General features: G+C 45.1%; 26 protein-coding genes. 23 read left to right on the top strand and 3 right to left on the bottom strand.

What is annotated here, in order from left to right:
- Positions 1–21 precede the first annotated feature (21 nt).
- The 9 genes from GVN16_RS18605 (at position 22) to GVN16_RS18645 (ending at position 6,303) form a co-directional block, all read left to right on the top strand.
- Entirely contained in the window at positions 22–1,053 is a 1,032-nt protein-coding gene (locus GVN16_RS18605) for a DUF998 domain-containing protein (RefSeq protein ID WP_166565444.1), read from the top strand.
- A 38-nt stretch (positions 1,054–1,091) separates the two neighbouring features.
- Positions 1,092–1,478: a hypothetical protein gene (locus GVN16_RS18610; RefSeq protein ID WP_166565445.1), complete on the top strand. Its 387-nt coding sequence runs from the start codon at positions 1,092–1,094 to the stop codon at positions 1,476–1,478.
- Positions 1,478–2,863: a serine hydrolase gene (locus tag GVN16_RS18615; RefSeq protein ID WP_166565446.1), complete on the top strand. Its 1,386-nt coding sequence runs from the start codon at positions 1,478–1,480 to the stop codon at positions 2,861–2,863. The genes GVN16_RS18610 and GVN16_RS18615 overlap by 1 nt, the downstream gene beginning before the upstream one ends.
- A 166-nt stretch (positions 2,864–3,029) precedes the next feature.
- On the top strand, positions 3,030–3,464 hold the full coding sequence (locus tag GVN16_RS18620; protein ID WP_166565447.1) for a pentapeptide repeat-containing protein: 435 nt from the start codon (positions 3,030–3,032) through the stop codon (positions 3,462–3,464).
- Between the two features lie 15 nt (positions 3,465–3,479).
- A complete protein-coding gene (locus GVN16_RS18625; RefSeq protein WP_166565448.1) occupies positions 3,480–4,325 on the top strand; it encodes a helix-turn-helix domain-containing protein in 846 nt (281 codons plus the stop codon).
- Between the two features lie 72 nt (positions 4,326–4,397).
- Positions 4,398–4,970: an NAD(P)H-dependent oxidoreductase gene (locus GVN16_RS18630; protein ID WP_166565449.1), complete on the top strand. Its 573-nt coding sequence runs from the start codon at positions 4,398–4,400 to the stop codon at positions 4,968–4,970.
- Between the two features lie 120 nt (positions 4,971–5,090).
- The gene (locus tag GVN16_RS18635; protein ID WP_166565450.1) at positions 5,091–5,402 is read left to right on the top strand and encodes a helix-turn-helix transcriptional regulator; all 312 of its coding nucleotides are present in this window, start codon (positions 5,091–5,093) and stop codon (positions 5,400–5,402) included.
- A 28-nt stretch (positions 5,403–5,430) separates the two neighbouring features.
- Positions 5,431–5,862, top strand: coding sequence for an SRPBCC domain-containing protein (locus GVN16_RS18640; protein WP_166565451.1), 432 nt, complete (start codon positions 5,431–5,433; stop codon positions 5,860–5,862).
- 45 nt (positions 5,863–5,907) lie between these two features.
- Positions 5,908–6,303 carry a VOC family protein gene (locus GVN16_RS18645; protein WP_166565452.1) on the top strand — a complete coding sequence of 132 codons (396 nt, stop codon included), beginning with the start codon at positions 5,908–5,910 and terminating at the stop codon, positions 6,301–6,303.
- A gap of 73 nt (positions 6,304–6,376) precedes the next feature.
- Here the strand turns inward: GVN16_RS18645 and GVN16_RS18650 are convergent, their stop codons facing one another.
- The gene (locus GVN16_RS18650; protein ID WP_166565453.1) at positions 6,377–6,883 is read right to left on the bottom strand and encodes a DinB family protein; all 507 of its coding nucleotides are present in this window, start codon (positions 6,881–6,883) and stop codon (positions 6,377–6,379) included.
- A gap of 287 nt (positions 6,884–7,170) precedes the next feature.
- Here GVN16_RS18650 and GVN16_RS18655 point away from each other — a divergent pair, with 287 nt between their 5' ends.
- The 5 genes from GVN16_RS18655 to GVN16_RS18675 all read left to right on the top strand — a co-directional run bounded on the left by GVN16_RS18655 (position 7,171) and on the right by GVN16_RS18675 (position 10,458).
- Positions 7,171–8,247, top strand: a complete 1,077-nt coding sequence (locus tag GVN16_RS18655) for a c-type cytochrome (protein ID WP_166565454.1) — start codon at positions 7,171–7,173, stop codon at positions 8,245–8,247.
- Positions 8,244–8,660, top strand: a complete 417-nt coding sequence (locus tag GVN16_RS18660; RefSeq protein ID WP_166565455.1) for a DsrE family protein — start codon at positions 8,244–8,246, stop codon at positions 8,658–8,660. The genes GVN16_RS18655 and GVN16_RS18660 overlap by 4 nt, the downstream gene beginning before the upstream one ends.
- Positions 8,661–8,753: 93 nt before the next feature.
- Positions 8,754–9,212: an SRPBCC family protein gene (locus GVN16_RS18665; RefSeq protein WP_205748918.1), complete on the top strand. Its 459-nt coding sequence runs from the start codon at positions 8,754–8,756 to the stop codon at positions 9,210–9,212.
- Between the two features lie 43 nt (positions 9,213–9,255).
- Positions 9,256–9,894, top strand: a complete 639-nt coding sequence (locus tag GVN16_RS18670) for a flavin reductase family protein (RefSeq protein WP_166565456.1) — start codon at positions 9,256–9,258, stop codon at positions 9,892–9,894.
- 87 nt (positions 9,895–9,981) lie between these two features.
- A complete protein-coding gene (locus tag GVN16_RS18675) occupies positions 9,982–10,458 on the top strand; it encodes a DinB family protein (RefSeq protein WP_166565457.1) in 477 nt (158 codons plus the stop codon).
- Here the strand turns inward: GVN16_RS18675 and GVN16_RS18680 are convergent.
- Positions 10,452–11,432 (bottom strand): bile acid:sodium symporter family protein, encoded by a 981-nt coding sequence (locus tag GVN16_RS18680; protein ID WP_166565458.1) that lies wholly within the window; start codon positions 11,430–11,432, stop codon positions 10,452–10,454. The two genes, GVN16_RS18675 and GVN16_RS18680, sit on opposite strands and share 7 nt — an antisense overlap.
- Positions 11,433–11,538: 106 nt before the next feature.
- On the opposite strand from GVN16_RS18680, the gene GVN16_RS18685 reads away from it, so the two are divergent.
- The 9 genes from GVN16_RS18685 (at position 11,539) to GVN16_RS18725 (ending at position 18,819) form a co-directional block, all read left to right on the top strand.
- Positions 11,539–12,327, top strand: coding sequence for a hypothetical protein (locus tag GVN16_RS18685; protein ID WP_166565459.1), 789 nt, complete (start codon positions 11,539–11,541; stop codon positions 12,325–12,327).
- A gap of 78 nt (positions 12,328–12,405) precedes the next feature.
- The gene (locus GVN16_RS18690) at positions 12,406–13,530 is read left to right on the top strand and encodes a Gfo/Idh/MocA family protein (protein WP_166565460.1); all 1,125 of its coding nucleotides are present in this window, start codon (positions 12,406–12,408) and stop codon (positions 13,528–13,530) included.
- 223 nt (positions 13,531–13,753) lie between these two features.
- Positions 13,754–14,629, top strand: a complete 876-nt coding sequence (ygiD, locus tag GVN16_RS18695; protein WP_166565461.1) for a 4,5-DOPA dioxygenase extradiol — start codon at positions 13,754–13,756, stop codon at positions 14,627–14,629.
- A gap of 211 nt (positions 14,630–14,840) precedes the next feature.
- A complete protein-coding gene (locus GVN16_RS18700) occupies positions 14,841–15,848 on the top strand; it encodes a bestrophin family protein (RefSeq protein ID WP_166565462.1) in 1,008 nt (335 codons plus the stop codon).
- Positions 15,849–15,952: 104 nt separating this feature from the next.
- Positions 15,953–16,405 (top strand): carboxymuconolactone decarboxylase family protein, encoded by a 453-nt coding sequence (locus GVN16_RS18705; RefSeq protein WP_166565463.1) that lies wholly within the window; start codon positions 15,953–15,955, stop codon positions 16,403–16,405.
- A 22-nt stretch (positions 16,406–16,427) separates the two neighbouring features.
- Entirely contained in the window at positions 16,428–16,568 is a 141-nt protein-coding gene (locus tag GVN16_RS18710; RefSeq protein ID WP_166565464.1) for a hypothetical protein, read from the top strand.
- 40 nt (positions 16,569–16,608) lie between these two features.
- Positions 16,609–16,956: a YciI family protein gene (locus tag GVN16_RS18715; protein WP_166565465.1), complete on the top strand. Its 348-nt coding sequence runs from the start codon at positions 16,609–16,611 to the stop codon at positions 16,954–16,956.
- 52 nt (positions 16,957–17,008) lie between these two features.
- On the top strand, positions 17,009–18,250 hold the full coding sequence (locus GVN16_RS18720; protein WP_166565466.1) for an RNA polymerase sigma factor: 1,242 nt from the start codon (positions 17,009–17,011) through the stop codon (positions 18,248–18,250).
- Between the two features lie 68 nt (positions 18,251–18,318).
- Positions 18,319–18,819 (top strand): GNAT family N-acetyltransferase, encoded by a 501-nt coding sequence (locus GVN16_RS18725; protein ID WP_166565467.1) that lies wholly within the window; start codon positions 18,319–18,321, stop codon positions 18,817–18,819.
- 54 nt (positions 18,820–18,873) lie between these two features.
- On the opposite strand, the gene GVN16_RS18730 is transcribed toward GVN16_RS18725, so the two are convergent.
- On the bottom strand, positions 18,874–21,435 hold the full coding sequence (locus GVN16_RS18730) for a TonB-dependent receptor (protein ID WP_166565468.1): 2,562 nt from the start codon (positions 21,433–21,435) through the stop codon (positions 18,874–18,876).
- Positions 21,436–21,454: the final 19 nt, after the last annotated feature.

The raw sequence follows: 21,454 nt of genomic DNA on the forward strand, positions 1-21,454 counted from the left end.
CAAGAGATTCTGAAACAAATTATGAAAAATATAAAAAAGCCCGGGTATAAAAGCCTGGCGATGTTGTTACTTATTTTAGCTTCATCCTGGGGAGTTTTTGCCGAACAGAAGCTCCCCATGATTAAAGCTGATTCCAAAGAAGTCAGGATCAGGATAAGCGGAGACCCGGAACTGAAGGACTGGTACCTGATGCCTCAAAAGAAACCGGATGTTTATACCCTCCCGAGATTTACAAGCCCGAAAGACGTCACTTTTATTACCCATAGAGATTCCATCACTTTTCATGTAAAACCCGGAGACCAATTTGATTTTATTATACTTTTAAACGATACTGTTCGCTGTTACACCAGAGTCAACACCTTAAAACTGCCCTATTTACTGCATTTCAATATTGGATTGACGGTATTGATGGGCTTAATCCTGATCACTTTCACGGGCTATGTCCGGCGTGATATTGTGCCTGTCAGACAATTACTGTCCCTGGGTATATTGGGTCCCGTTTTCTTTTGGATCGCTACCCTATGTGGCGGACTGATACATGGTCAGTATGATCATTTTAAGAATGTCATCAGTGAACTGGGAGCTCTGGGTCGACACTCCGAACTTTTTATGACCGGGGCAGAAGTGCTTATTGCGATATTTTGCTTCTTTTTTTCTTTCGGACTTTACAGAATCTGTAAAAAATCCGGGCTGAGTGTTATCCCGGTATTTCTGACGCTCAGCATGCCAGTTTCAATACTCTGGGCAGCTGTTTTTCCGATGGGGCATGAATGGCACGGCATCCTTGGACCACTCCCCTTGTTGATGAACTTAGGAGCTTTACTGGCATTTTTTCTCTGGAAAAAGAACAAACAGACTTCACAGGTCCGCATGTTTTCGCTGGCAGGGTTTCTGGTCATGTCGCTTATACTGACCCGTTTTATTCCGGATTTCGACAGCCGTTATCCGGGTCTGGTCCAGCGGTTTTTCTACCTGGGATGGACCATCTGGTATCTTGGAATGGCCTCAGGATTTATGACGATCGCCGATAAAAAACAGAAATATTACTTATAAATACTGCTCCGGAAACGGGGCCTTTAACAAATACAATTATGAAAAAGAACATTCTTTTAGTTATGTGTGCTTTCCTGATGGCCGGTTCAATGAGCTCATGCTGGCTAAACCGCATGAACAACGACGACCTGTCTATATCTGTCACTGATGCTGATGACTACTACAAAATCAAAGCTGAATACGATGAAGACAGAACCGGGGAAGTACAGACATACCTGAACAAAAACTTCAGCCCCAACGACATTTTCGCTTCTGAAGATGATTACATGGACATCAACACGGAGCTTTCCGACCATACCAAACTTTACCTGAAGTCTTCACCCGGAAAAATCCTGATCAGACTCAACAAGGATGAGAATTCAAAAGAATCATACGAACGCATCAAAAAAATAGGAGAAGGACTAAAAGCAGAATTAGCTGACTGATGACGAATATCAAAACTTTACTGGCCACACTTGTGCTGTTATCATGGGTGAGTGTTGCCAAAGCTCAAAACACCCGGATAGATGATCTGATGACCAAAGCCCATAACATAGGCTTGTTTAACGGTAATGTCCTTGTCGTTCAAAAGGGGAAGACGGTCTATGAATCTTCGTTTGGTTATGCTGATGGAGCCAAAACCAGGAAACTGGACAAGAACTTCCTCTTTAACATCGGTTCTATCGGGAAGGAATTCAACGGTGTGGCCATCATGATGCTCAAAGAGCAGGGTAAACTAAGCCTGGACGATAAGGTTTCGAAGTATTTACCGGAATTACCTGCGTGGGCAGCTAAAATCAGCATCAAAAACCTGCTGCAGTATACCAGCGGCTTACCGGATGTCAAATGGCAGACCATCAAAAGCGATGCAGACATCATGAATGACATGAAACAGCTCACGGCTCTCAACTCTGAACCGGGCACCAATTACCACTACAACAACAGTAATGTGTTTTTGCAACGCCGGATCGTTGAAAAGATATCAGGAATGGGCTTCAATAAATTTGTTGAGCAGAATATACTGCTGCCATGCCGGATGACGGCCTCGGAAGTAGACCCGGATATGGGCAAAGCCAATGTGGCCGTGTCATTCAACAATGACAGGGTACAGTCACCGAGACAGTTTGCCTATGTCATGACAGGCTGGACGTCGGTAACTGCCCGTGACCTGTATCAATGGAATCAATGCCTGCATGGCTTTAAAATTATCTCGGAGCCTTCCGTACTGGAGATACTTCAGCCCTTTGCCCCTAACAAACAGTCGAGCCTGGGTGGGGGAAAGATAGAAAACGGGGAGATCATCACCCACGAACATCACGGGTCCAGTGCAGACTTTGAGGCCCTGATGTACAGCGATCTCACGAAAGATATTTCAGTCATCTTATTGACCAATAACATGAATTTCAAGGTTTTTGACCTCAAGGATGCCATCCTGAATATCCTTGACCATAAACCTTATGTGGTGCCTAAGAAATCTTTACTGACTGTTTTAAGAAAATCACTGGATACACAGACCATCGAAGAAACCCTGGTTCAATACAACGACTTAAAGAAAACGCAATCTGAGGTCATCAGTTTTGAAGAACCTGAGCTGAACGGCATCGGTTATTTTCTACTGGGTAAGAAACGTTTTGCTGATGCAGTAAAGGTATTTGAGCTGAATGTCAGGCTGTTTCCGGAATCAGCCAATGCCTACGACAGCCTGGCTGAAGGATACTACAATGCTGGTAATAAGGCCCTTGCTCTGCAGAATTACAAAAAATCACTGAGCCTGGACCCGAAAAACAACGGGGCGAAAGAAATGATAGAAAAAATAGAAAAGGGAAACTGAAATGATCCGGCCGCTCAGGGCCGGATTTATTTTTTGAAACTCAGCGGATTATATTTAATTTTAGTTTTATAATTCAGAGAATTTACTAATTTTATCGGGCAAACCAAATAGCCTTAAACCAAACCGTAGTCGAAGAACTTATAGTTCCAGACTTTTTTAACTGAAAATGGATAAAATTGAAATTACTAATGCTGAGAAGGTATTGAATGTAAACAGTGCCTGCCTTGATGATTCTACTTTTACAAATGTTAGTTTAAGCAAAGTTTTACTGGAAAATGTGGCCCTTGTCGACACAAAGATAACCGACGCCAATCTCAGCGGCCTCGAAATCGACGGTGCACAATGGGGCGGTGCCTACTTTCATAATATAGGACTCCCTCCTGAAGGTCACCCGGCTTATGATCCTGAGGCAGAGCAGAAAGCCCTCAGGTTTGAAGATTGCGACCTTCATAACAGCCTCATTGAAGACTGTAACCTGAGTGGTATTGAGATCGTCAACTGCACCACCACGGGCATGAAGATCAACGGAGTGCTGATCAGCGAGCTTTTCAAAGCTTATGAAAGCAGCCGCAGATCGTTTCAGCTGAGCTCCGGTTTGTAAAACGGCCAGCTTCGTATGACCATGATAGTAGAACCCGATACAAACGAACCAACGGAATATATTTCAGTGTCTGTCAAAGTACCTGAAGAGTTCGGTGATTTGTTTACGCATTTCTATTATGCAGCCAATCATGGCCAGGAGCCTGTGCACAAAAAGCTGGTACCCATGTTCAGAACCATTATGGTTTTTAACCTGGGCAGCCAGATCAACGGGGCTTTTGAAGACGAGCTGCCGTTTGATCTGCCGGACAGCCTGATCATCGGGCCGCTTAAAAAGTCTTTACAATATACCCTCCATCCCGGGGCTGAAATGCTCGTTGCCAATTTTAAATGGGATGCTTTCTACCGCTTTTTCGGGCAATCCCTGCAATCATTTTCTACTTTCATAGCTGAGCCTCGGGCATTAACCGGTGATGAATGCTTCACCCCGCTGTGGCTCAAACTGAAAGGAACACCGGCACTTGAAGATAAAGTAAAACACCTGCTCGATTTCAGCCTGCCCTACCTCAGGGCCAGGGAAGAAGCCTCTGCCAGAATCATAGGGCTCAATGTAGCCACAGACACTTTTAATCCCGTCAAAAAAATCGCTGCGGAAAGCGGTTACAGTGAGCGGAGCGTACAGCTGAGTTATAAAAAATACCTGGGCTTCAGCGACAAGGAAGTGACCCGCTACCAGAGGTTTATGAAGGCCGTTGAGCTGCTGATGAGTTCCACGGAAATAAAAACAGACTGGTTTGAAATAGCTGAATCGTGTGGATATTATGACCAGAGCCACATGATCCATGACTTTAAGCATTATCTTCATCTCAGCCCGACGCAATTTCTCAAGCTACAGGAAAACATGTGCGTCTCTGCCTGGTGACTTCGTTTTCTTACAATAGCAGGCCGCGTGCCCCAACTAGTTTTGTGATGTTAAATCAAACCAGAAAACATCATGAAACATCTCATTATTTATGCTCACCCTCATGCAGGCAGCCTTAACCATGTCATCCTTGAAACAGCCGTCAGTTATTTACAAAAGCCAGGAAACGAAGTAGTGGTCAGAGACCTTTATGCCTTAATGTTTGATCCGGTATTATCACTTGAGGACATGGCAGGGCAAAGAAAAGGACAAGTGGATGAAAAAGTAGCCGCTGAACAGGAATTTATACAATGGGCAGATGCCATCACCTTTATTTACCCGATCTGGTGGACGGGCCTGCCCGCCATCATGAAAGGATATATCGACAGGGTGATGTCTTATGGTTTTGCGTACCGGTATGATCAGGGTATCCAAAAAGGATTGCTGACGGGCAAAAAAGCCTACATTTTCAACACCCACGGAAAATCAAAGGAAGAATATGAAGCCACAGGTATGGATCAGGCCCTGTTGCTGACTTCTGATAAAGGCATCTACACTTACTGCGGACTTGAGATAAGAAGTCACCTGTTTTTTGATAAAGCCGACCGTGCTGGAGAAGAGGCCATTGAGAAATGGAAACTTGAAATAAAAAACGCATACATATAAATTCCTTATTTATAGAAGTTTAACACAATAAAACCAACCTTACCTTCAAAAAAATCAACAAAATAATTTGCGTAACCGATCGATTACATATAAATTTATAACCAATCAGTTACAAATAAAATGAGAAGAGACGTTTTCCAGGCCATTGCCGACCCTACAAGGAGAGAGATCATCAACCTGATTGCTTATCAATCCATGAATCTCAATGCCGTAGCAGATAAGTTTGAAGTAAGCAGGCCGGCCATTTCAAAGCATATCAAAATCCTGACGGAATGTGGCCTTATTGTGATCAGGCAACAGGGAAGAGAGCGGTATTGCGAAGTGCAGCTGAGCAAACTGAAGGAAGTTTCAGACTGGACAAAACAGTACAGAGCCTTCTGGAATGAGAAACTGGATGCCCTGGAGGAATTCCTCGCGAAAACCCCGGATTGAAAATTATTTAACCAAAAAAATAAGGATTATGACCATCAAACCTTTTGTGATAGAAAGACTGTTGAATGCCCCGGCAGAAAAAGTGTGGCAAGCGATTACGGACAAAAACCAGATGAAAGAATGGTATTTTGACCTGGAGGAATTCAAACCTGAAGTGGGTTTTGTGTTTCAGTTTACCGGCCGAGGCAAAGACGAACACAAAGAATATCTGCATATCTGTGAGATAACGGAAGTTGTTCCTCTTAAAAAACTGACCTACAGCTGGCGGTATGAGGGCTATTCCGGTAATTCGTTCGTTACTTTTGCATTGGCTGAAGAAAACGGCAAAACATTGCTGACGCTTACGCATGCAGGACTTGAAACATTCCCTGTTGAAAATCCTGACCTTGCTCCGCATAATTTTGCTGAAGGCTGGACGCATATCATCGGGACATCGCTGGTGAATTATTTCGAAAAATAAAGATTCCGTTTTAAAACATTTCGTCCATCTTAAGTAAATTAAAATATGAGGGCAAGAATAAATTTTATTACACTGGCGGTAAATGACCTGAGGATATCTTATGAATTCTATGCAGGCTGTATGGGCCTGAGAGCCTCCAAAGTGCCTGAAGAAGGGGATGATCACCTTTTGTTTGAACTTGAAAACGGGTTTAGCCTGGTGCTTTACCGCCGGAAAGACTATCTGAATTTTGCGGCAGACCCGGACCAGGCTTCCTCTTCCGCAGGATTTATTCTCAGTCAATACGTTGACAGTAAAGAAGAAGTGGACGACATACTTGCTTTAGCCCTGCTGGGAGGAGCAAAACCCGCCGGAGAATACCATGATGAGCCCTGGGGTTATACCGCGGGCTTTTCTGACCCGGATGGACATCAATGGGAGATATTTTATCGCAGGGACTGAGTTTACGGTTTATCATCCCACAGATTAATCCGTGGGATGATTTATAAGTATTGCTTTTGGTGTAGAAAGGGCCTTAATACCTGTCCCAGAATCCAGGAGGTTCAATCCCCAGAGCTCTTAAATAGACATATCCTTGTCCGCGGTGATGGATTTCGTTATCTACCCAATAGAGCATAATACCGGGCACCTCTCCTTCATATTCACCGAAGGCTTTTACGACCTCACCGAATTTACCCTCAGGAATCTGCGGCCAGTAGTTTTCAATGATTCCGGTAACCTCATCCCAGTAATCCAGTAGCTCCTGTTTGGTACTGAAAGTGCTTTTTCCTGAATGATGACCGAGTTCCTTTACGTGGGTCCAGTGGCCTGTCACCACACCATTCATGCCGTGAGAGGCCATAGAGGCCATTTCAAGGACCATTTCAGCGAAAGGCCGCATGCCGCCGATAGAGAAAGTAAAGAACTGGTCTTCCGGAAATGCCTCGATTACTTTCCTGGTCAGTTTGCGGTGTCCCTGCCAATGGTCTAAAAAAGCACTGCTTTGAATGACGGTTTCTTCATTTGCTGTTACATTTTTCATCTGATAAGAGGTTTAGTGTTGCTTAAATTTCATTTGATGGTACAAATAAAACGGGGGCTACTGTCAACCCTATGTCAGTGGGATTTATGGGATTAAAAAAACTTTTTTTATAAAAACTTCAAAAACATGGTGCACATATTCAACTTGAGATCGCTAAAATTATCAACTTCCGGTTTTAATGCTTAACTTTTAGCCAAAATCAGCCTTCTTTTTTTAAAAAAACTTGGGAAGCTACCTATTTTACAGGAATATTATCATAAACCGGGAGCTATAATTAACATCAAAAAATGGAACATTCAGATCCCGGCAAATCGCTTAACCGGGCCATTGTTTCTTTAAAAATGCTGGGCATTTTACTTTTAGTAGTCCTGTTTCTCGGAATATGGCTGATCATCTCCCCTTACCTGAAAATCTCCGGAAAAAACAGTACCCGTCCCGAAGTCGCCATTATCCCGGCAGATGCAGACTTCACCAACTTATGGACCGCTCCGGATGAATGGAGAATGATGAGGCTTGAGCCTGAAGAGCAGGAAAGGATTAAATATGGAAAAGACCTGATTGCACACACTTCCAAATACCTGGGACCAAAAGGAAGTGTAAGCAAAATATCCAATGGAATGAACTGTCAGAACTGCCACCTCAATGCAGGTTCTCAGCCCTGGGGCAATAACTATTTTGCGGTACAGGCCACATATCCGAAGTTCAGGGAACGGTCCGGTACGACGGAAAATCAGGTCAAAAGGATAAATGACTGCCTCAGAAGAAGCCTCAACGGGCAAGCCCTGGATTCCACCTCAAGGGAAATGAAAAGCATCCTGGCCTATCTCAAATGGCTAGGATCAGATGTAACCAGGAACAAAATACCCAAAGGATCAGGGATTTATAAACTGAAACCTTTAAACACTGCCGCTGATCCGGGAAAAGGCCGTCTGGTTTATCAGGCCAGATGTCAGAGTTGCCACCAGGAAAACGGGGAGGGTGTTTTAGCCATGGATAAAAAAGAATATATTTACCCTCCGTTGTGGGGCATCCATTCTTACAACACCGGGGCCGGGCTGTTTCGCTTGTCCAGCTTTGCAGGATATGTAAAAATGAACATGCCCTTTGGGGTTACTTATCAGAAACCTCAGCTGAGCGATGAAGAAGCCTGGCATGTGGCAGCATATGTAAACTCCATGCCGAGGCCCGGAAAAGACCTTTCGGAAGATTGGCCTGACATTTCAGGGAAGCCGTTTGACCATCCTTTTGGTCCTTATGCTGATCCATTTCCGGAAGAACAACATAAATACGGCCCTTTTAAGCCGATCAGGGACTGGATAAAGAAAAACAAAAAAGTCAAAAACGCTATAATTACAAAATCATGAAATTCAGAATTTATCATTTGGCCATTCTCCTTTTTGCAGGATCCCTGACTGTCAACGCCCAGGAACGTGAACATAAGATCGTATTTCAGCTGACCACCTCCGATACCACGGTTTACCGGTCTCTGACCAGGCAACTCAACAATGTGTTGGTGCACTGGCCCAAGGCGAAACTGGAGGTGGTGATTTACGCCAAAGGCATCGGATTTGTGAGAAAAGACCAGAGCGTTTACGAAGCTGAAATTGCAGAATTAAAAAAAAGGGGTGTCACCTTGGCCGTTTGTGAAAACACTATGAAACAGCAAAAACTCACCAAAGACCAGGTATTGAACTCTGTCATTTATGTTCCGGTAGGTATTGCCGAGATCGTAACCAAACAGGAAGAGGGTTGGTCCTACATTAAAGTAGGTATATAAAGCGACAAAGATTTTTCGTAACAATTTCAGCCATGATTAGTTATTACCTCACCGGGAGTATTTACCCCGGAATCAACTAATCAGTAAATTGGCATGTATACCCTTGAAACGAGTCAGAAAATTCCTGCTTCGCAAGCCGAAGTCTGGGATTTTATATCTTCCCCTGTCAACCTGAAATACATCACCCCTGCCTACATGGGTTTTGATATCACGAGCCGGAACCTCCCTGATAAAATGTACCCTGGCATGATCATCACTTATAAAGTCAGTCCCTTGTTCAATTTTAAAATGGACTGGGTAACAGAGATTACGCACGTGGCTGATCAGCAATATTTTGTGGACGAGCAAAGAATCGGCCCCTACAGCATCTGGCATCATCAGCACCATTTAAAGAGCATTGCAGGCGGGGTTGAGATGAACGACATCGTCAGTTACCTCCCTCCGTTTGGTCCCCTGGGCAGCATCGCCAACAGGCTTTTTATCCGAAAGAAACTGAAAGAGATATTCGATTTCAGGACAGCGGCGATTGAAAAGAAGTTCGGTAAATACTGAACCATTTCCTCTTTTTTTATTTCATAAAAGTAATAACCGGAAAATGACAAAAATATACTCTGAAAAAGATATTCTGAACATGGAAACCCGTTACAGGGCTTCTTTTATTAATTCGCTGGGAGGTTTTAAAAGTGTGGTGATGGTCGGGACTAAAAGCCATTCGGGACAGGAAAACCTGGCTGTTTTCAATTCTTTATTTCATCTCGGGGCGAACCCTGCCCTTTGCGGCCTGATCGTAAGGCCTGATATTTCTCCGAGACACACCCTTCGTAACATCCTTAAGACAAAATTTTACACCATCAACCACCTGAACGAAGAAATCTTCAAAGCGGCACATCAGACCTCTGCGAGATATCCTGAAGACGTTTCGGAATTTGAAGCAACAGGACTGACACCTCAGTACATTTACCCGATTACTGCTCCGTTTGTGAAGCAAAGTCTCGTAAGATTTGCCTGTGAACTTCAGCAGCATATCCCTCTCAAAATCAACGGAACTACCTTGCTTATCGGTAAGATCATCCATGCAAACATTCCCGAAGACGCCCTTCAAAAAGACGGCTTCATAGACCTTGAACTGGCGGGAAGTTTAACGTGCAGCGGACTGGACAGTTACCACAAAACCACTAAAACAGCCCGTCTCTCATATGCTAAGACAGACAAACCCCTGACAGAGCTGGAATAAGTTCAAAATCAAAGGACGACGAAAATCCGCCGAACTTTCTCAATTTTAAAGCGGAATATTCTATATTTGAGCCAAAAAAGCTTTCTCATGAATATATACATCGATCTCATCAGGGCTTCCCGGAAAAAACTGCTTGGCTATCTTGACGGATTAAGCATCGAACAGGTCAATACCATTCCCGAAGGCTTCAACAACAACCTGGCCTGGCATGTAGGTCACCTGCTGGCCAGTCAGCAGATTTTGTGTTACCGGTTTTCAAACAATGAGCCGGCCATCGACGATGAAATAATAGACAGGTATAAGAACGGAACCAAACCGGAGTCTTTTGTCGATACAGATGAATTTGAAAGACTGAAAGCTTACCTCACCACCACCCTGGACATCATGGAAGAAGATATTGAAAACAACATTTTCAGCCAGTTCAAAGCCTTCAACACTACTTTTTTTGACGGACTGAGATTTGAAAGTTTTGAAGAAATCATCACTTATCTTCCAGTCCATGAAGGTCTTCACCTTGGATTCTGCATGGCTCTGAAACGTGCTCTGATCCAGCAGGGCTACTGAGGCCTTTTTTCCAGCCGCTGAGCCATGACACTGGCTGCAATAAGCTGTAAGGCGTGATACAGCATCAACGGCAGCAGCACGATGCCGGCTGCAGGACTGTTGGCAAACAATACTTTTGACATCACGGTGCCATGTACAAGCGATTTTTTGGAACCGCAAAACATCAGCGTAATGGTATCCTCCATATTGAATTTCAAAGCCCCGGCTATCAATCTTGTGATGAAAATCACCAGGAAGAAAAACCCAAGCAGACCCGCCATAAGCAGCAGGACTTCCGATACTGAAAGGTCATCGAAAAGATGGAGGGAAAAAGATTTACAAAAAGAAGTATAAATGATGATGAGGATAATGCTCTGGTCAAAAAACTTCAGCGGGGTCTTATAGCGGTCGGCGTATTTGCCATAACGGGGGTTAAGCAGCATCCCGATGATCAGCGGCAGCAGCACCTGCAGACAAAGCTTTCCGATGACGCTCCAGGTATCCAAACCACCTGTATCTGCCGAAATAAACAAACCTACCCACAAAGGCGTAATGAAAATACCCAGCAGACTGGAAATGCTGGCATTGAAAATAGCCGCGGGCACATTTCCCCTGGCTATGGAAACCATCACAACCGACGAAGAAACCGTGGAAGGCAATGCCGCCAGGTAAAAGACACCCAGCCAGAGGTTTTTTAGATCATCAGTACCGAAAAGAGGTTTGACGACCAGCACAAGGACCGGGAACAGCAAAAAAGTAGTTAACTGAACCACCACATGCATTCTCCAGTTCAAAAGCCCGTTTTTCAGTTTATCCGCACTGAGTTTCAGTCCGTAAAAAAAGAAAATGCCGGACACCCCGTAACTGGCCAGTTCTTCGAGGCTGACCGGCTCCTGCATTAAACCTAAAGCCGGGAAATACCTGGCCATAATGACCATAATAATGATGGCAATCAAAAACCAGTCGAGTCCGAAACGTGCGAGAAGTTTATTCATAACGTAATTCTACATCACAAAAGTAAGCAATTATAGCCATTGAAGCTTCAAAACGATGATTGTTCCTATTTTAAAAGGGTTTATCTTTGGATAATCTTCAACCATTATGGGCGTACCTCAGCATGTAATCAGATCTTTCGGACTCAGCGGCCTGCCAATACCGCTGCCGGGTGGTGAAAACCGTTCATTCCTGGCGGATGATCACTTGCTGAAGCCCGTTGACAACGTCCCTTTAGCAGAATGGGCCGGCACCGCCTGGTCCGGATTGACTCCTGAGCAATACAGGATTTCCAGGCCTCTGAAATCAGGCAAAGGTAAATTTATTGAAGATGGCTGGTCGGCCTCCCGGTTTGAAAAAGGGCAGCATAAGAAAGGACATACAACGGAAAAGCTGGCTGTCTGCAGGGCTTTGCACACCGGCCTTTCAAGGTTAAACCCCGGTGAAATGCCCGAAAACAATGACCCCTGGGCAAGGGCCCACCGGGTGGCCTGGCAAACGGATGAACTGCCTCAGGATTTACCCCCACATGCCGCAAAAATACTCCGGGGACTTTTAGATAAAGTGTCACCCGGGGCCATGGGATTTCCCCAGATCATCCATGCCGATCTCTGCGGGAATATCCTGTTTGAAGAAGGACAGTTGCCTCTGGTTATTGATTTTTCTCCTTTCAAGGCACCGGCGGCTTATGCCGAAGCCATTCTTATCTGTGACGGTATAGCCTGGGAAAACAGCCCTCTGTCTTCCATTTCCCTGCTTCCGGATACCCCTTATTATAAAGAAATGCTGACCAGGGCCGCCTTGTTCCGTCTGACCGTCGCTGCCATTCTTCATGGTGAAAGTGGTTTTGCGGAAGAATTTCATAATTTCAAGGCCATCACGGATGCTTTGAATTGAATAGAAGGGCGATGATGTGAGGATTATTTAAATTATTATTATCTTCAAAGATTATTCAGCCAAAATTAAATATACCCGATGAAACCTTTTAAAAACGTACAGATTGTCTGCCTGTTATTGCTGTTTTACATCCTGGCTCCGGGTGTTTCCCAAGGACAGGCCCCTTCCTCAAAACCACTCCGCCTCGTGGTGATAGGCTCCTCTCACGGCCATGTCGGCTGGATTCTGAATCATAAAAACAAAGCCGAGATTGAACTGGCAGGCGTGTATGAACCCAACCAGGAGCTGGTAGACCGTTATGTCAAAAATTACAAACTCAGCAAAGACCTGTTTTACAACGACCTGGAAAAAATGCTCACAACTGTTAAACCAACAGGTGCTGTAGCATTCGGGTCTATTTATGAACACATGGCGGCGGTTGAAGCCTGTGCTCCCAAAGGCATCCACGTGATGGTGGAAAAACCCCTGGCAACCAACGTAGCCCACGCAGAAAAAATGCTGGCCCTGGCTAAAAAGCACAATATCTACCTGCTCACCAATTACGAAACTTCCTGGTATCCGGTTACAGAGAAATCTTTCCAGCTGATCAATGACAGTTCATTTGTCGGGAAAGTCAGGAAAGTGGTCATCCATGACGGACACGAAGGGCCTAAAGAAATCGGCGTCAGCAAGGAGTTCCTGGGCTGGCTGAGTGACCCGGTCCAGAACGGCGGCGGGGCTTTGGTCGATTTCGGTTGTTATGGAGCCAACCTCATGACTTACCTGATGAAAGGAAAGCAGCCTTTGTCGGTGACGGCCGTGACGAGACAATTCAAACCCGAAATATATTCCAAAGTAGATGACGAGGCCACCATTATTGTGAGCTATCCGGATGCCCAGTGCATCATCCAGGCTTCATGGAACTGGCCTTTTGGCCGCAAAGACATGGAGATTTACGGCGAAACCGGATACATCATCACCGAGAACAACAATAAGATGAAAGTCCGCAATAAAGCCAACAACAAGGACCGCTACATGAACCTGACTCCGGAAGAAACCGGGGTGTACGTTGATCCATTCCTCTATTTCAAACAGGTGATCGACGGCAAAATCAAGACCGGACCTTACGGGCTTTATTCTATGGAAAACAATCTTGTGGTCGTAAAAATACTCGAAGCCGCCAGAGAATCTGCGAAGACGGGAAAGACGGTGGTGTTGAAGTAGCAGGGAAAAGGAGTAAAGGAAAAGGGTGAAAGGACAAAGGGTGAAAGGACAAAGGGTGTCATGTCCTGAACTAGCATGCAAGAAATCACGTAGACAAATACAACTATCGCTTATCGCTCACTCCTTCCATACTCCTTTTTCCATCCTCCATTCTGCCTTCTCCACAAAAAAGAACTAAACTCCAACATTATATGTTACTACATTAATTAAAAATGTCAACAACATGAACAGAAAGACTTTTTTACAAGCTCTTTCGGTGATTCCTTTAAGCAGTTTAGCAATGAATATAAAAGAATTTGGCAACACTATAAAAGACCAGGCATTGACAGAGAAAATGCCAGTGTTGTTTGTTGGTCACGGCAACCCGATGAATGCCATCACCGACAACATCTACAGTAAAACCTGGAAAGAAATAGGTCAGAAACTGACCCCGCCCAAAGCCGTCCTGGTAATTTCAGCCCATTGGCTCACAAGGGGCACAGCGGTAACCATGACCGGTAAACCTGAAACCATTCACGATTTCGGTGGTTTCTCCGACGAACTGTTCAGACAGCAATATCCCGCTCCCGGAGCTCCGGATTATGCTAAAATGGCTATTGAAAGTATCCATTCTACCGTCGTACATGAGGATTTTGAATGGGGACTGGATCACGGGGCCTGGTCGGTGCTGCAGAACATGTATCCCAAAGCCAATGTTCCTGTTTTCCAGATGAGCATCGATTACCACCAGTCGCCTGAATATCACTTCAACCTGGCTAAGGAACTGGCCGTGCTGAGGTCAAGGGGAGTGCTGATCGTAGCCAGCGGCAACGTGGTGCATAACCTCCGCATGGTAAAATGGCAGGGAGACAAAACCCCTTATGATTGGGCTATTGAGTTTGATCTGCTGGTTAAAAAGAGTATTGAGGAAAACAACCCGGCACCGCTGATCAATTATCAGAAACTGGGTCAGATCGGCTCACTCGCCCACCCTACCAATGACCACTACCTGCCATTGATGTACGCCCTCGGTTTAAGGGAGAAAACAGATAACTTTGAGTTTTTCAACGATACTTTTGATATGGGTTCTATCAGCATGAAGAGTGTTATTTTTAGTTAAATGCTGGAGAGGAGAAAGGAAGAATGGATTAAGGAGAACGATTACTACATCTTTAAATGATAGAAAAAGGGTTTCAGAATGAAGATTTTGAAACCCTTTTTTTGTGCCCTGATCTTTCCTGTTAAAACCTGAATAAAAAAATACCTGGTTCATTTTGTCCAATTCCGGAAAGCCGGTTGTCATACAACGACTTTAAACAAAATGAAACAGTATGCATACAGGTAAATCCTACAGATTATCGGAGTTTCTTGTCTGGACAAGAAAGAGTATTTACGAATTACTCGTCATGGGGAGTTTACCCGTCATCCTCTACCAGGTGGCTGATTTGAAATGGCTGGTGATTCCCTGGACGGTGGTCGCACTTTTAGGAACAGCCACGGCTTTTATCGTCGGCTTTAAAAACACACAGACCTACAGCAGGACACTCGAGGCCCAGCAAGTCTGGATTTCTGTCCTCAACAGCAGCAGGGCCTGGGGACTGATGAGCCGCGATTATCTCAAAAACTATGAAAAATCTACAGAGCTGATCTATCGTCATTTTGCCTGGCTGACGGTCATGAGATATAAAATGAGGCGGGAAAGACCCTGGGAAAGTACCGGTAAAAAACCTAATGCCGAATATCAGAAATTCTATACAATTCCGGAAAAAGAGACCCCGCTGGAAACTGAACTGTCGAAATATTTATCCGCGGAAGACCTCAGCTACATTCTTGCCACAAAAAACAAGGCTACCCAATTGATGAGCCTTCAGAGCAAAACCCTCAGGGAGCTTCTGGACCGGAATGAAATCGTGATCAACTATTTCCTGGAAATGGAAAAAGCCGTCAGGGAATTCCTGGAACAGCAGGGCAAAAGCGAAAGGATCAAAAACTTCCCTTACCCGAGACAGTACTCTATCATCAACACCCTGTTTGTAAGGTTTTTCTGTTTTCTGCTTCCGTTTGGAATGCTCAGGGAGTTCGATCAGTTGAATGAGCGGGTAAGCGGCCTGATGGCGGGGCATATGATCTGGCTGGTGATTCCTTTCAGTGTGATTATTTCATGGATGTACACTTCGCTGGAACAGGTGGGAGACAGCACTGAAAACCCGTTTGAAGGAGGAGCCAATGATGTACCCATATCGCAGATCAGCCGGATGATAGAAATCGACCTGAGAGAAATGCTCGGAGAAGCGGACCTTCCTCCTTTGCTGAAACCCAAAAACAACATCATCCTGTAGGTTAAACACCCGTTTTTTCCGGACAGAAAAAAAAAGATCAGCAAAATGTCCAATCCTGAAAAGTCACTTGTCAATAGTATTTACAACATCAAATTTTAAAACAAATGGAACAGAGAATCAACGTCCACGAAAAAGGACAAAATGCATTAAAGACTTTATATGGTGTGGGTGGCTACCTTAAAAAATCATCCATTGAAATCGAATTGAGAGAACTGGTTTGTTTCAGGGTGTCTCAGATTAACCGTTGTGCGTATTGTCTTGACATGCACTACAAAGACGCCCGTGCCAAAGGCGAGACCGAGCAACGCCTGTACGGCCTGAGTGCCTGGCATGAGTCTCCTTATTATACTGAGCGTGAAAGAGCCGCCTTTACCTGGGCCGAAGCCCTCACAGCATGCCATGTACCTGATGAAGTATACCTTGCGGTTAAGAAACATTTTTCAGATGAAGAACTGATCGACCTCACCTTTGTCGTCACCAATATCAATACCTGGAACCGCATCAACCTTGCGTTTCCCAACACACCCGGGACTTATGTTGTCGGACAGTTCGGTTGATCACAATACAATGCATAAAAATATGACAGACCCGGGAACAGTAACCAGACCAGGCGAAGAAACGGCCGAAGAACAGGAGCATACGCACGATGAAAGTGAGGGAAGTGAATTCCTGGATGATCCGCTTCGCATGACCGATCAGCCTCTTGTGATAAAAGAATGATGTTTTTTGAATAATTTAGCAAACCATTAACAAAACAGTTATGAATGAGTTTTTAATCGCGATCCACAGGGATCTGACAAGTGAGAACGCAAGCCCGTCACCGGAGCAGATGCAGGCGGCCATCAAGCCTTTCCAGGACTGGATCGGTGGTATAGCGGCCCAGAACAAACTGGTAGCCCCTCCTAAAAGATGGGACCTGGGTGGCAGGGTGGTAAGACAGAACAACACCGTCACGAACGGTCCGTATGCGGAAATCAAGGAATCATTAGGCGGTCTTTTCCTGATCAGGGCTGAAAGCTATGAGGAAGCCGTGGAAATCGCAAAAGGATGCCCGGTATTGCAATATGGAGCTGTGGTGGAAGTACGGATGGCTATTCCGGCTTCCTGATAGATTAAGTAAGATTGTCTTCGTATTTTTGCCCGGGCATTCTTATTGACTGATGGAAGAAGAAGTTATTTTACCGCATTTATTCAGGACAGAGTACCGGAACATCGTTTCGGTACTCTGTTATTTATTCGGTATAGAGCACATTGAGATTGCGGAAGACATCGTAAGCGATACATTCCTCTCAGCTACAGAACTGTGGGCTACAAAGGGAATACCGGAAAATCCGGCAGGCTGGCTTTATACGGTGGCTAAAAACAAAACCAAAAACTACCTGAAACGGAACACGGTCTTTGAACAGAAACTTTCGGCCGAAATAAGATACAGCACTCCCAGAACCGAAGAATTTGAAATCGACCTGTCCCATAAAAACATTGCCGACAGCCAGCTGGCGATGATTTTCACGGTTTGCGACCCCTCTATCTCTGATGAGTCGCAAATTGCCCTTGCCCTCAATTTACTCTGCGGTTTTGGAATCCAGGAAATCGCCGACGCGTTTTTAACCGGCAAGGAAGTTATTTACAAAAGACTGAACCGGGCCAAGGAAAAACTCAGGGAAAGCCGGATAAAAATTGAACAGCCCTCCATTTCAGAAATAAACGAAAGGCTCGAAACGGTCCTGACGACCTTGTATCTTTTGTTTTCCGAAGGTTATTATTCCACCAGTCCGCTGGCTCAGAACGCCACCCTCCGAAAAGACGTATGTGAAGAAGCCATGAGGCTGAATTACCTGCTGATAGAAAGCCCGGCCACCAATCAGCCGGCAGTCAATGCCCTGTATGCCCTGATGTCGTTCCATGCCTCCCGATTTGATGCGAGGACCAATGAAAACGGAGAGAACATTTTGTATGAAGACCAGGACGAAACACGCTGGAACCGGAAGCTGATTGACCAGGGTACGCATTTCCTGATCCAGGCCTCTACGGGAAATAAGGTTTCGAAATTTCACCTGGAAGCAGGCATCGCGTTCTGGCATACCCAGAAAGAGAGTACTTCAGAAAAGTGGGAGAATATCCTGGAGTTGTATAATAACCTTCTGATGCTCGAATATTCCCCTATTGCCGCATTGAACCGGACATTTGCTTTAGCCAAAGCAAGAAGTAAACAGGAAGCCATTATCGAAGCAGAAAAGCTGAACCTCACCGGAAATCATTTCTATTATTCTTTGCTGGGTCATCTCTATACCGGCATTGACCATGACAAAGCCCTGAGACATTTTCAGACTGCACTGGAACTGACGACTTCCAAAGCCGACAGGAGCACTATTCTTAAAAATATAGAACGGCTAAACTCCTGACAACAACCGTCAGGGACACTTGTTTGGCATGGTTCTCCTGCATATATTCGCCCCATAAAAACCTGGCTATGCATTTAACTTCCGAAAGATTAAAATTTCACGCCTGCACCGAAGCAGATTTAGAATATTTCCTGGACCTCGCCATGCGTGAAGAAGTCATGAGATTTATCACCGGCCGTGCCCTCACCCGGGAAGAGGCCACCGAAAGGTTTGCGAACAATCTCAGGATTAACCGCGAAGACCCCAGCTACGGCTTTTTCATAGCTTTATCGAAAGAAGACGGCTCGCTGGCAGGCTACGCAAAACTGGTAAAAGACACGGAAAATGAATATGAAGCAGGCTACAGTTTACACCCCGGCTTCTGGGGGAAAGGATATGCGACGGAAATTCTCGGGACCCTGATTGACTATGCCTCCAAAGATCCGGCAATCAGGAGCCTCATGGCTAAAATCACCCCGGAGAATAACGCCTCCAGAAGGGTACTGGAAAAGAAAAACTTTGTTTCTTACCTGTTTGAAAAAGGTGAATCGGGAGATACGGAATATTTCAGACTGACATTAAGACCATAAACAGAAAAAGCCCCGTAGCGGGGCTTCTCTGCTTAACAATCAATCCTATACTAATCAATAAGTATATCTTAAAGTCACACCGTAGGTACGCTGATCTCCAACGATACCGGCATATTGTCCTGCACTACCCGGAGCAGCGAGTAGTTGCTCATAATAATTTTTATTGAAGACGTTTCTTCCCCAGACAAAAACAGTAAGACCGTTAGAAGCTCTGAAACCAAGTCTGGCGTTAGTCAGTGCATAGCCGTCGATGTTCAGATACTCTGAAGGAGAAGGGCTTGAAGAGAACTCAGAACGAAGGAACTCGTCAACTCCAAGGAAGTAGTTACCTTTAAGGCTGATCAATGTACCTTTGAAAGTCAGCTCACCACCTATCGAACCTGACCATTTGGAAATACCCGGAAGTCTTCCGCCTGAAACATCTTTGAAAGCCTGAGCACCGCCAACTTCTTCCAATGGCACAGGAGCATTGACGAAGCTTACGTATTTACCATCTGTGTAGGCCACGGCTGCATTCAGGGTGAGGTTTGAGAAACGGATGTTACCGTCCAATTCGGCACCTTTAACACGTACTTTTTCTGCATTTGCCAGGTATCCTCTGTTTACACCAGGCTCAGGAGTCTGTACCTGTGTCTGATAATCCCTGATATCAGTCTGGAAGAAGGTCACGTTCAACACTGAGTTTCCTGAGGGCTTGGTTTTGATACCAAATTCCTTGTGATCCACATACTCAGGTTTTACGTTCGCAAGGTCAATTAACACCGCACCGTTGGCTGTTGGCAGACCACCTACGTTAACACCGATTGGCTTGTAACCGATCGAGTAAGTAGCATAGGCGTTCACGTTAGCCGTTGCTTTGTATTGAAGGGAAAGCTGACCTGAGAAGTTTCCTTTTGCATAATTTGTATTGAATGCCTGGTTGCTGTACACCCCGTTTTTCAAGGCGATCAACGCTGCATCAGTAGTCTGCAATCCTCCGTAAGTCTGTCTTTTGTAATCCACTACTTTTTTGTCGTAGTTATAACGCACACCCGGCAACACGTGCAGTTTGCTGGTGATGGCCCAGTCAGCCTGTGCAAACAAAGCTAAACTGGTACTTTTAATTTCATTGGTGGTACGGATACCAAAGTTGTCAAACAAGCCCGGAGTTTTCCATAAGGCACTGGTTGAGCTCTGTGCAAAACGCCATTGTGCCGAACCTGCTTCTTCCGTCTGTACCGGATCTGAGGTCAGATCCTGCCAAAGTCCGAATGCACCTACCACACCGCTCAGGTTATCCGAAAGTTTTCCGGCATAACGAACTTCCTGCGACAACTGATTGTGTTTCGAGTTTCCTGAAGAAATTGTGAATACCGGCAGACCGATGTAATCCCTGTCGTTTAACGGTACCCATTTCCAGTAACGCCACGCCGAAGTAGAAGTAAGCGTCCCTTTGCCTATTTTAAAGTCGGCATTGACCGAAACACCACCTAGCTGGTTGTCTGCTTTGGAAGGTGTGTCCAGATCCAGTTTACGTTCGAAGGCACTTTTGTAAGGAATAGTATAACCCAGGTCAGCAATGATGGCATTGAATTGTCTGTAGGCTGCTCTTTTGGTCACTACGACTCCTGCCACCGGCCAGCCGTATCCTGTTGGTTTCTGATCTGAAATATCGCCGGTCACGGTCACATTGATGTGTTCTGTAGGTGTATACAGGAACTGTCCTCTCACACCAATGTTGTTGATGTCGTTGATAGGCAATTGTGTATGCTCATTGAAGAACGTACCATTTCTTTGTGTACCTGTAAATGAAAGACGTGCCGCCAGTTTTTTGCTCAGGGGTCCTGTTATGGAAGCTTTCGCCTGGATGTATCCCAGGTTACCATAACTCAGTTCAAAGTTAGCTCCCGGAGTAAAACTTGCCGCTCTTGTAGAAATGTTAAACGCACCCGCTGTGGTGTTTTTTCCGAAAAGTGTTCCCTGGGGTCCACGCAATACTTCAACTCTCTCGATGTCAATAAAATCAAGGGCTGTAGCAGCCGGACGGGCATAATAAACGCCATCTACATAAAAGCCCACACCCGGGTCAACACCGTCATTGGTCAATCCGTAAGTTGATCCCAATCCACGGATGTTCAATGTTGTATTTCTTGCATTCGAAGCGTACAACTGCACGGTAGGAACCAGCTCCTTCAGACGGTTAACAGTAAACGCACCTGCATCGTCAGCCCTTGTTCCGCCGATGACAGAAATCGGAATCGGAATCTCCTGGATGGATTCCTGACGACGACGGGAAGAAACAACCACGTCAGCCAGCTGGGTGTTGTTTACTTCAAGCTGGATTTCAACCTTGCTTTCGTTGATCAGGATCTCTTTTTTAAGATAGCCGATATATGAAACGATCAATGTAAACGGTAATTTCTGGCCGGTAATCAGGCTGAATTCGCCGTTGGCATCTGTCGAAGATGTATTGGTGGTACCTTTGATGGTTACAGTAGCCCCTACCAGTTTTTCAGTGGTTTTGGCGTCTATCACTGTACCTCTCACGGTAGCATTGATGGTGGGCTCCTGTGCTGATGACAGGAAGGGCAGCAGAATCACTGCCAGGAAAAATGTCGATTGGAAAAATTTTTTCATTGAAATTATAAATGTTAAA

This window comes from Emticicia sp. CRIBPO, assembly GCF_009905725.1.
Taxonomy (GTDB): Bacteria; Bacteroidota; Bacteroidia; order Cytophagales; family Spirosomataceae; genus Leadbetterella.

Coding starts and splice junctions, on each gene's coding strand:
- GVN16_RS18705 (WP_166565463.1), top strand. CDS start 15,953: ATGGAACAGAGAATCAACGTCCACGAAAAAGGACAAAATGCATTAAAG.
- GVN16_RS18665 (WP_205748918.1), top strand. CDS start 8,754: ATGTATACCCTTGAAACGAGTCAGAAAATTCCTGCTTCGCAAGCCGAA.
- GVN16_RS18605 (WP_166565444.1), top strand. CDS start 22: ATGAAAAATATAAAAAAGCCCGGGTATAAAAGCCTGGCGATGTTGTTA.
- ygiD (WP_166565461.1), top strand. CDS start 13,754: ATGAACAGAAAGACTTTTTTACAAGCTCTTTCGGTGATTCCTTTAAGC.
- GVN16_RS18620 (WP_166565447.1), top strand. CDS start 3,030: ATGGATAAAATTGAAATTACTAATGCTGAGAAGGTATTGAATGTAAAC.
- GVN16_RS18615 (WP_166565446.1), top strand. CDS start 1,478: ATGACGAATATCAAAACTTTACTGGCCACACTTGTGCTGTTATCATGG.
- GVN16_RS18700 (WP_166565462.1), top strand. CDS start 14,841: ATGCATACAGGTAAATCCTACAGATTATCGGAGTTTCTTGTCTGGACA.
- GVN16_RS18725 (WP_166565467.1), top strand. CDS start 18,319: ATGCATTTAACTTCCGAAAGATTAAAATTTCACGCCTGCACCGAAGCA.
- GVN16_RS18650 (WP_166565453.1), bottom strand. CDS start 6,883: ATGAAAAATGTAACAGCAAATGAAGAAACCGTCATTCAAAGCAGTGCT.
- GVN16_RS18630 (WP_166565449.1), top strand. CDS start 4,398: ATGAAACATCTCATTATTTATGCTCACCCTCATGCAGGCAGCCTTAAC.
- GVN16_RS18680 (WP_166565458.1), bottom strand. CDS start 11,432: ATGAATAAACTTCTCGCACGTTTCGGACTCGACTGGTTTTTGATTGCC.
- GVN16_RS18685 (WP_166565459.1), top strand. CDS start 11,539: ATGGGCGTACCTCAGCATGTAATCAGATCTTTCGGACTCAGCGGCCTG.
- GVN16_RS18640 (WP_166565451.1), top strand. CDS start 5,431: ATGACCATCAAACCTTTTGTGATAGAAAGACTGTTGAATGCCCCGGCA.
- GVN16_RS18710 (WP_166565464.1), top strand. CDS start 16,428: ATGACAGACCCGGGAACAGTAACCAGACCAGGCGAAGAAACGGCCGAA.
- GVN16_RS18675 (WP_166565457.1), top strand. CDS start 9,982: ATGAATATATACATCGATCTCATCAGGGCTTCCCGGAAAAAACTGCTT.
- GVN16_RS18690 (WP_166565460.1), top strand. CDS start 12,406: ATGAAACCTTTTAAAAACGTACAGATTGTCTGCCTGTTATTGCTGTTT.
- GVN16_RS18660 (WP_166565455.1), top strand. CDS start 8,244: ATGAAATTCAGAATTTATCATTTGGCCATTCTCCTTTTTGCAGGATCC.
- GVN16_RS18635 (WP_166565450.1), top strand. CDS start 5,091: ATGAGAAGAGACGTTTTCCAGGCCATTGCCGACCCTACAAGGAGAGAG.
- GVN16_RS18670 (WP_166565456.1), top strand. CDS start 9,256: ATGACAAAAATATACTCTGAAAAAGATATTCTGAACATGGAAACCCGT.
- GVN16_RS18720 (WP_166565466.1), top strand. CDS start 17,009: ATGGAAGAAGAAGTTATTTTACCGCATTTATTCAGGACAGAGTACCGG.
- GVN16_RS18645 (WP_166565452.1), top strand. CDS start 5,908: ATGAGGGCAAGAATAAATTTTATTACACTGGCGGTAAATGACCTGAGG.
- GVN16_RS18715 (WP_166565465.1), top strand. CDS start 16,609: ATGAATGAGTTTTTAATCGCGATCCACAGGGATCTGACAAGTGAGAAC.
- GVN16_RS18655 (WP_166565454.1), top strand. CDS start 7,171: ATGGAACATTCAGATCCCGGCAAATCGCTTAACCGGGCCATTGTTTCT.
- GVN16_RS18610 (WP_166565445.1), top strand. CDS start 1,092: ATGAAAAAGAACATTCTTTTAGTTATGTGTGCTTTCCTGATGGCCGGT.
- GVN16_RS18730 (WP_166565468.1), bottom strand. CDS start 21,435: ATGAAAAAATTTTTCCAATCGACATTTTTCCTGGCAGTGATTCTGCTG.
- GVN16_RS18625 (WP_166565448.1), top strand. CDS start 3,480: ATGACCATGATAGTAGAACCCGATACAAACGAACCAACGGAATATATT.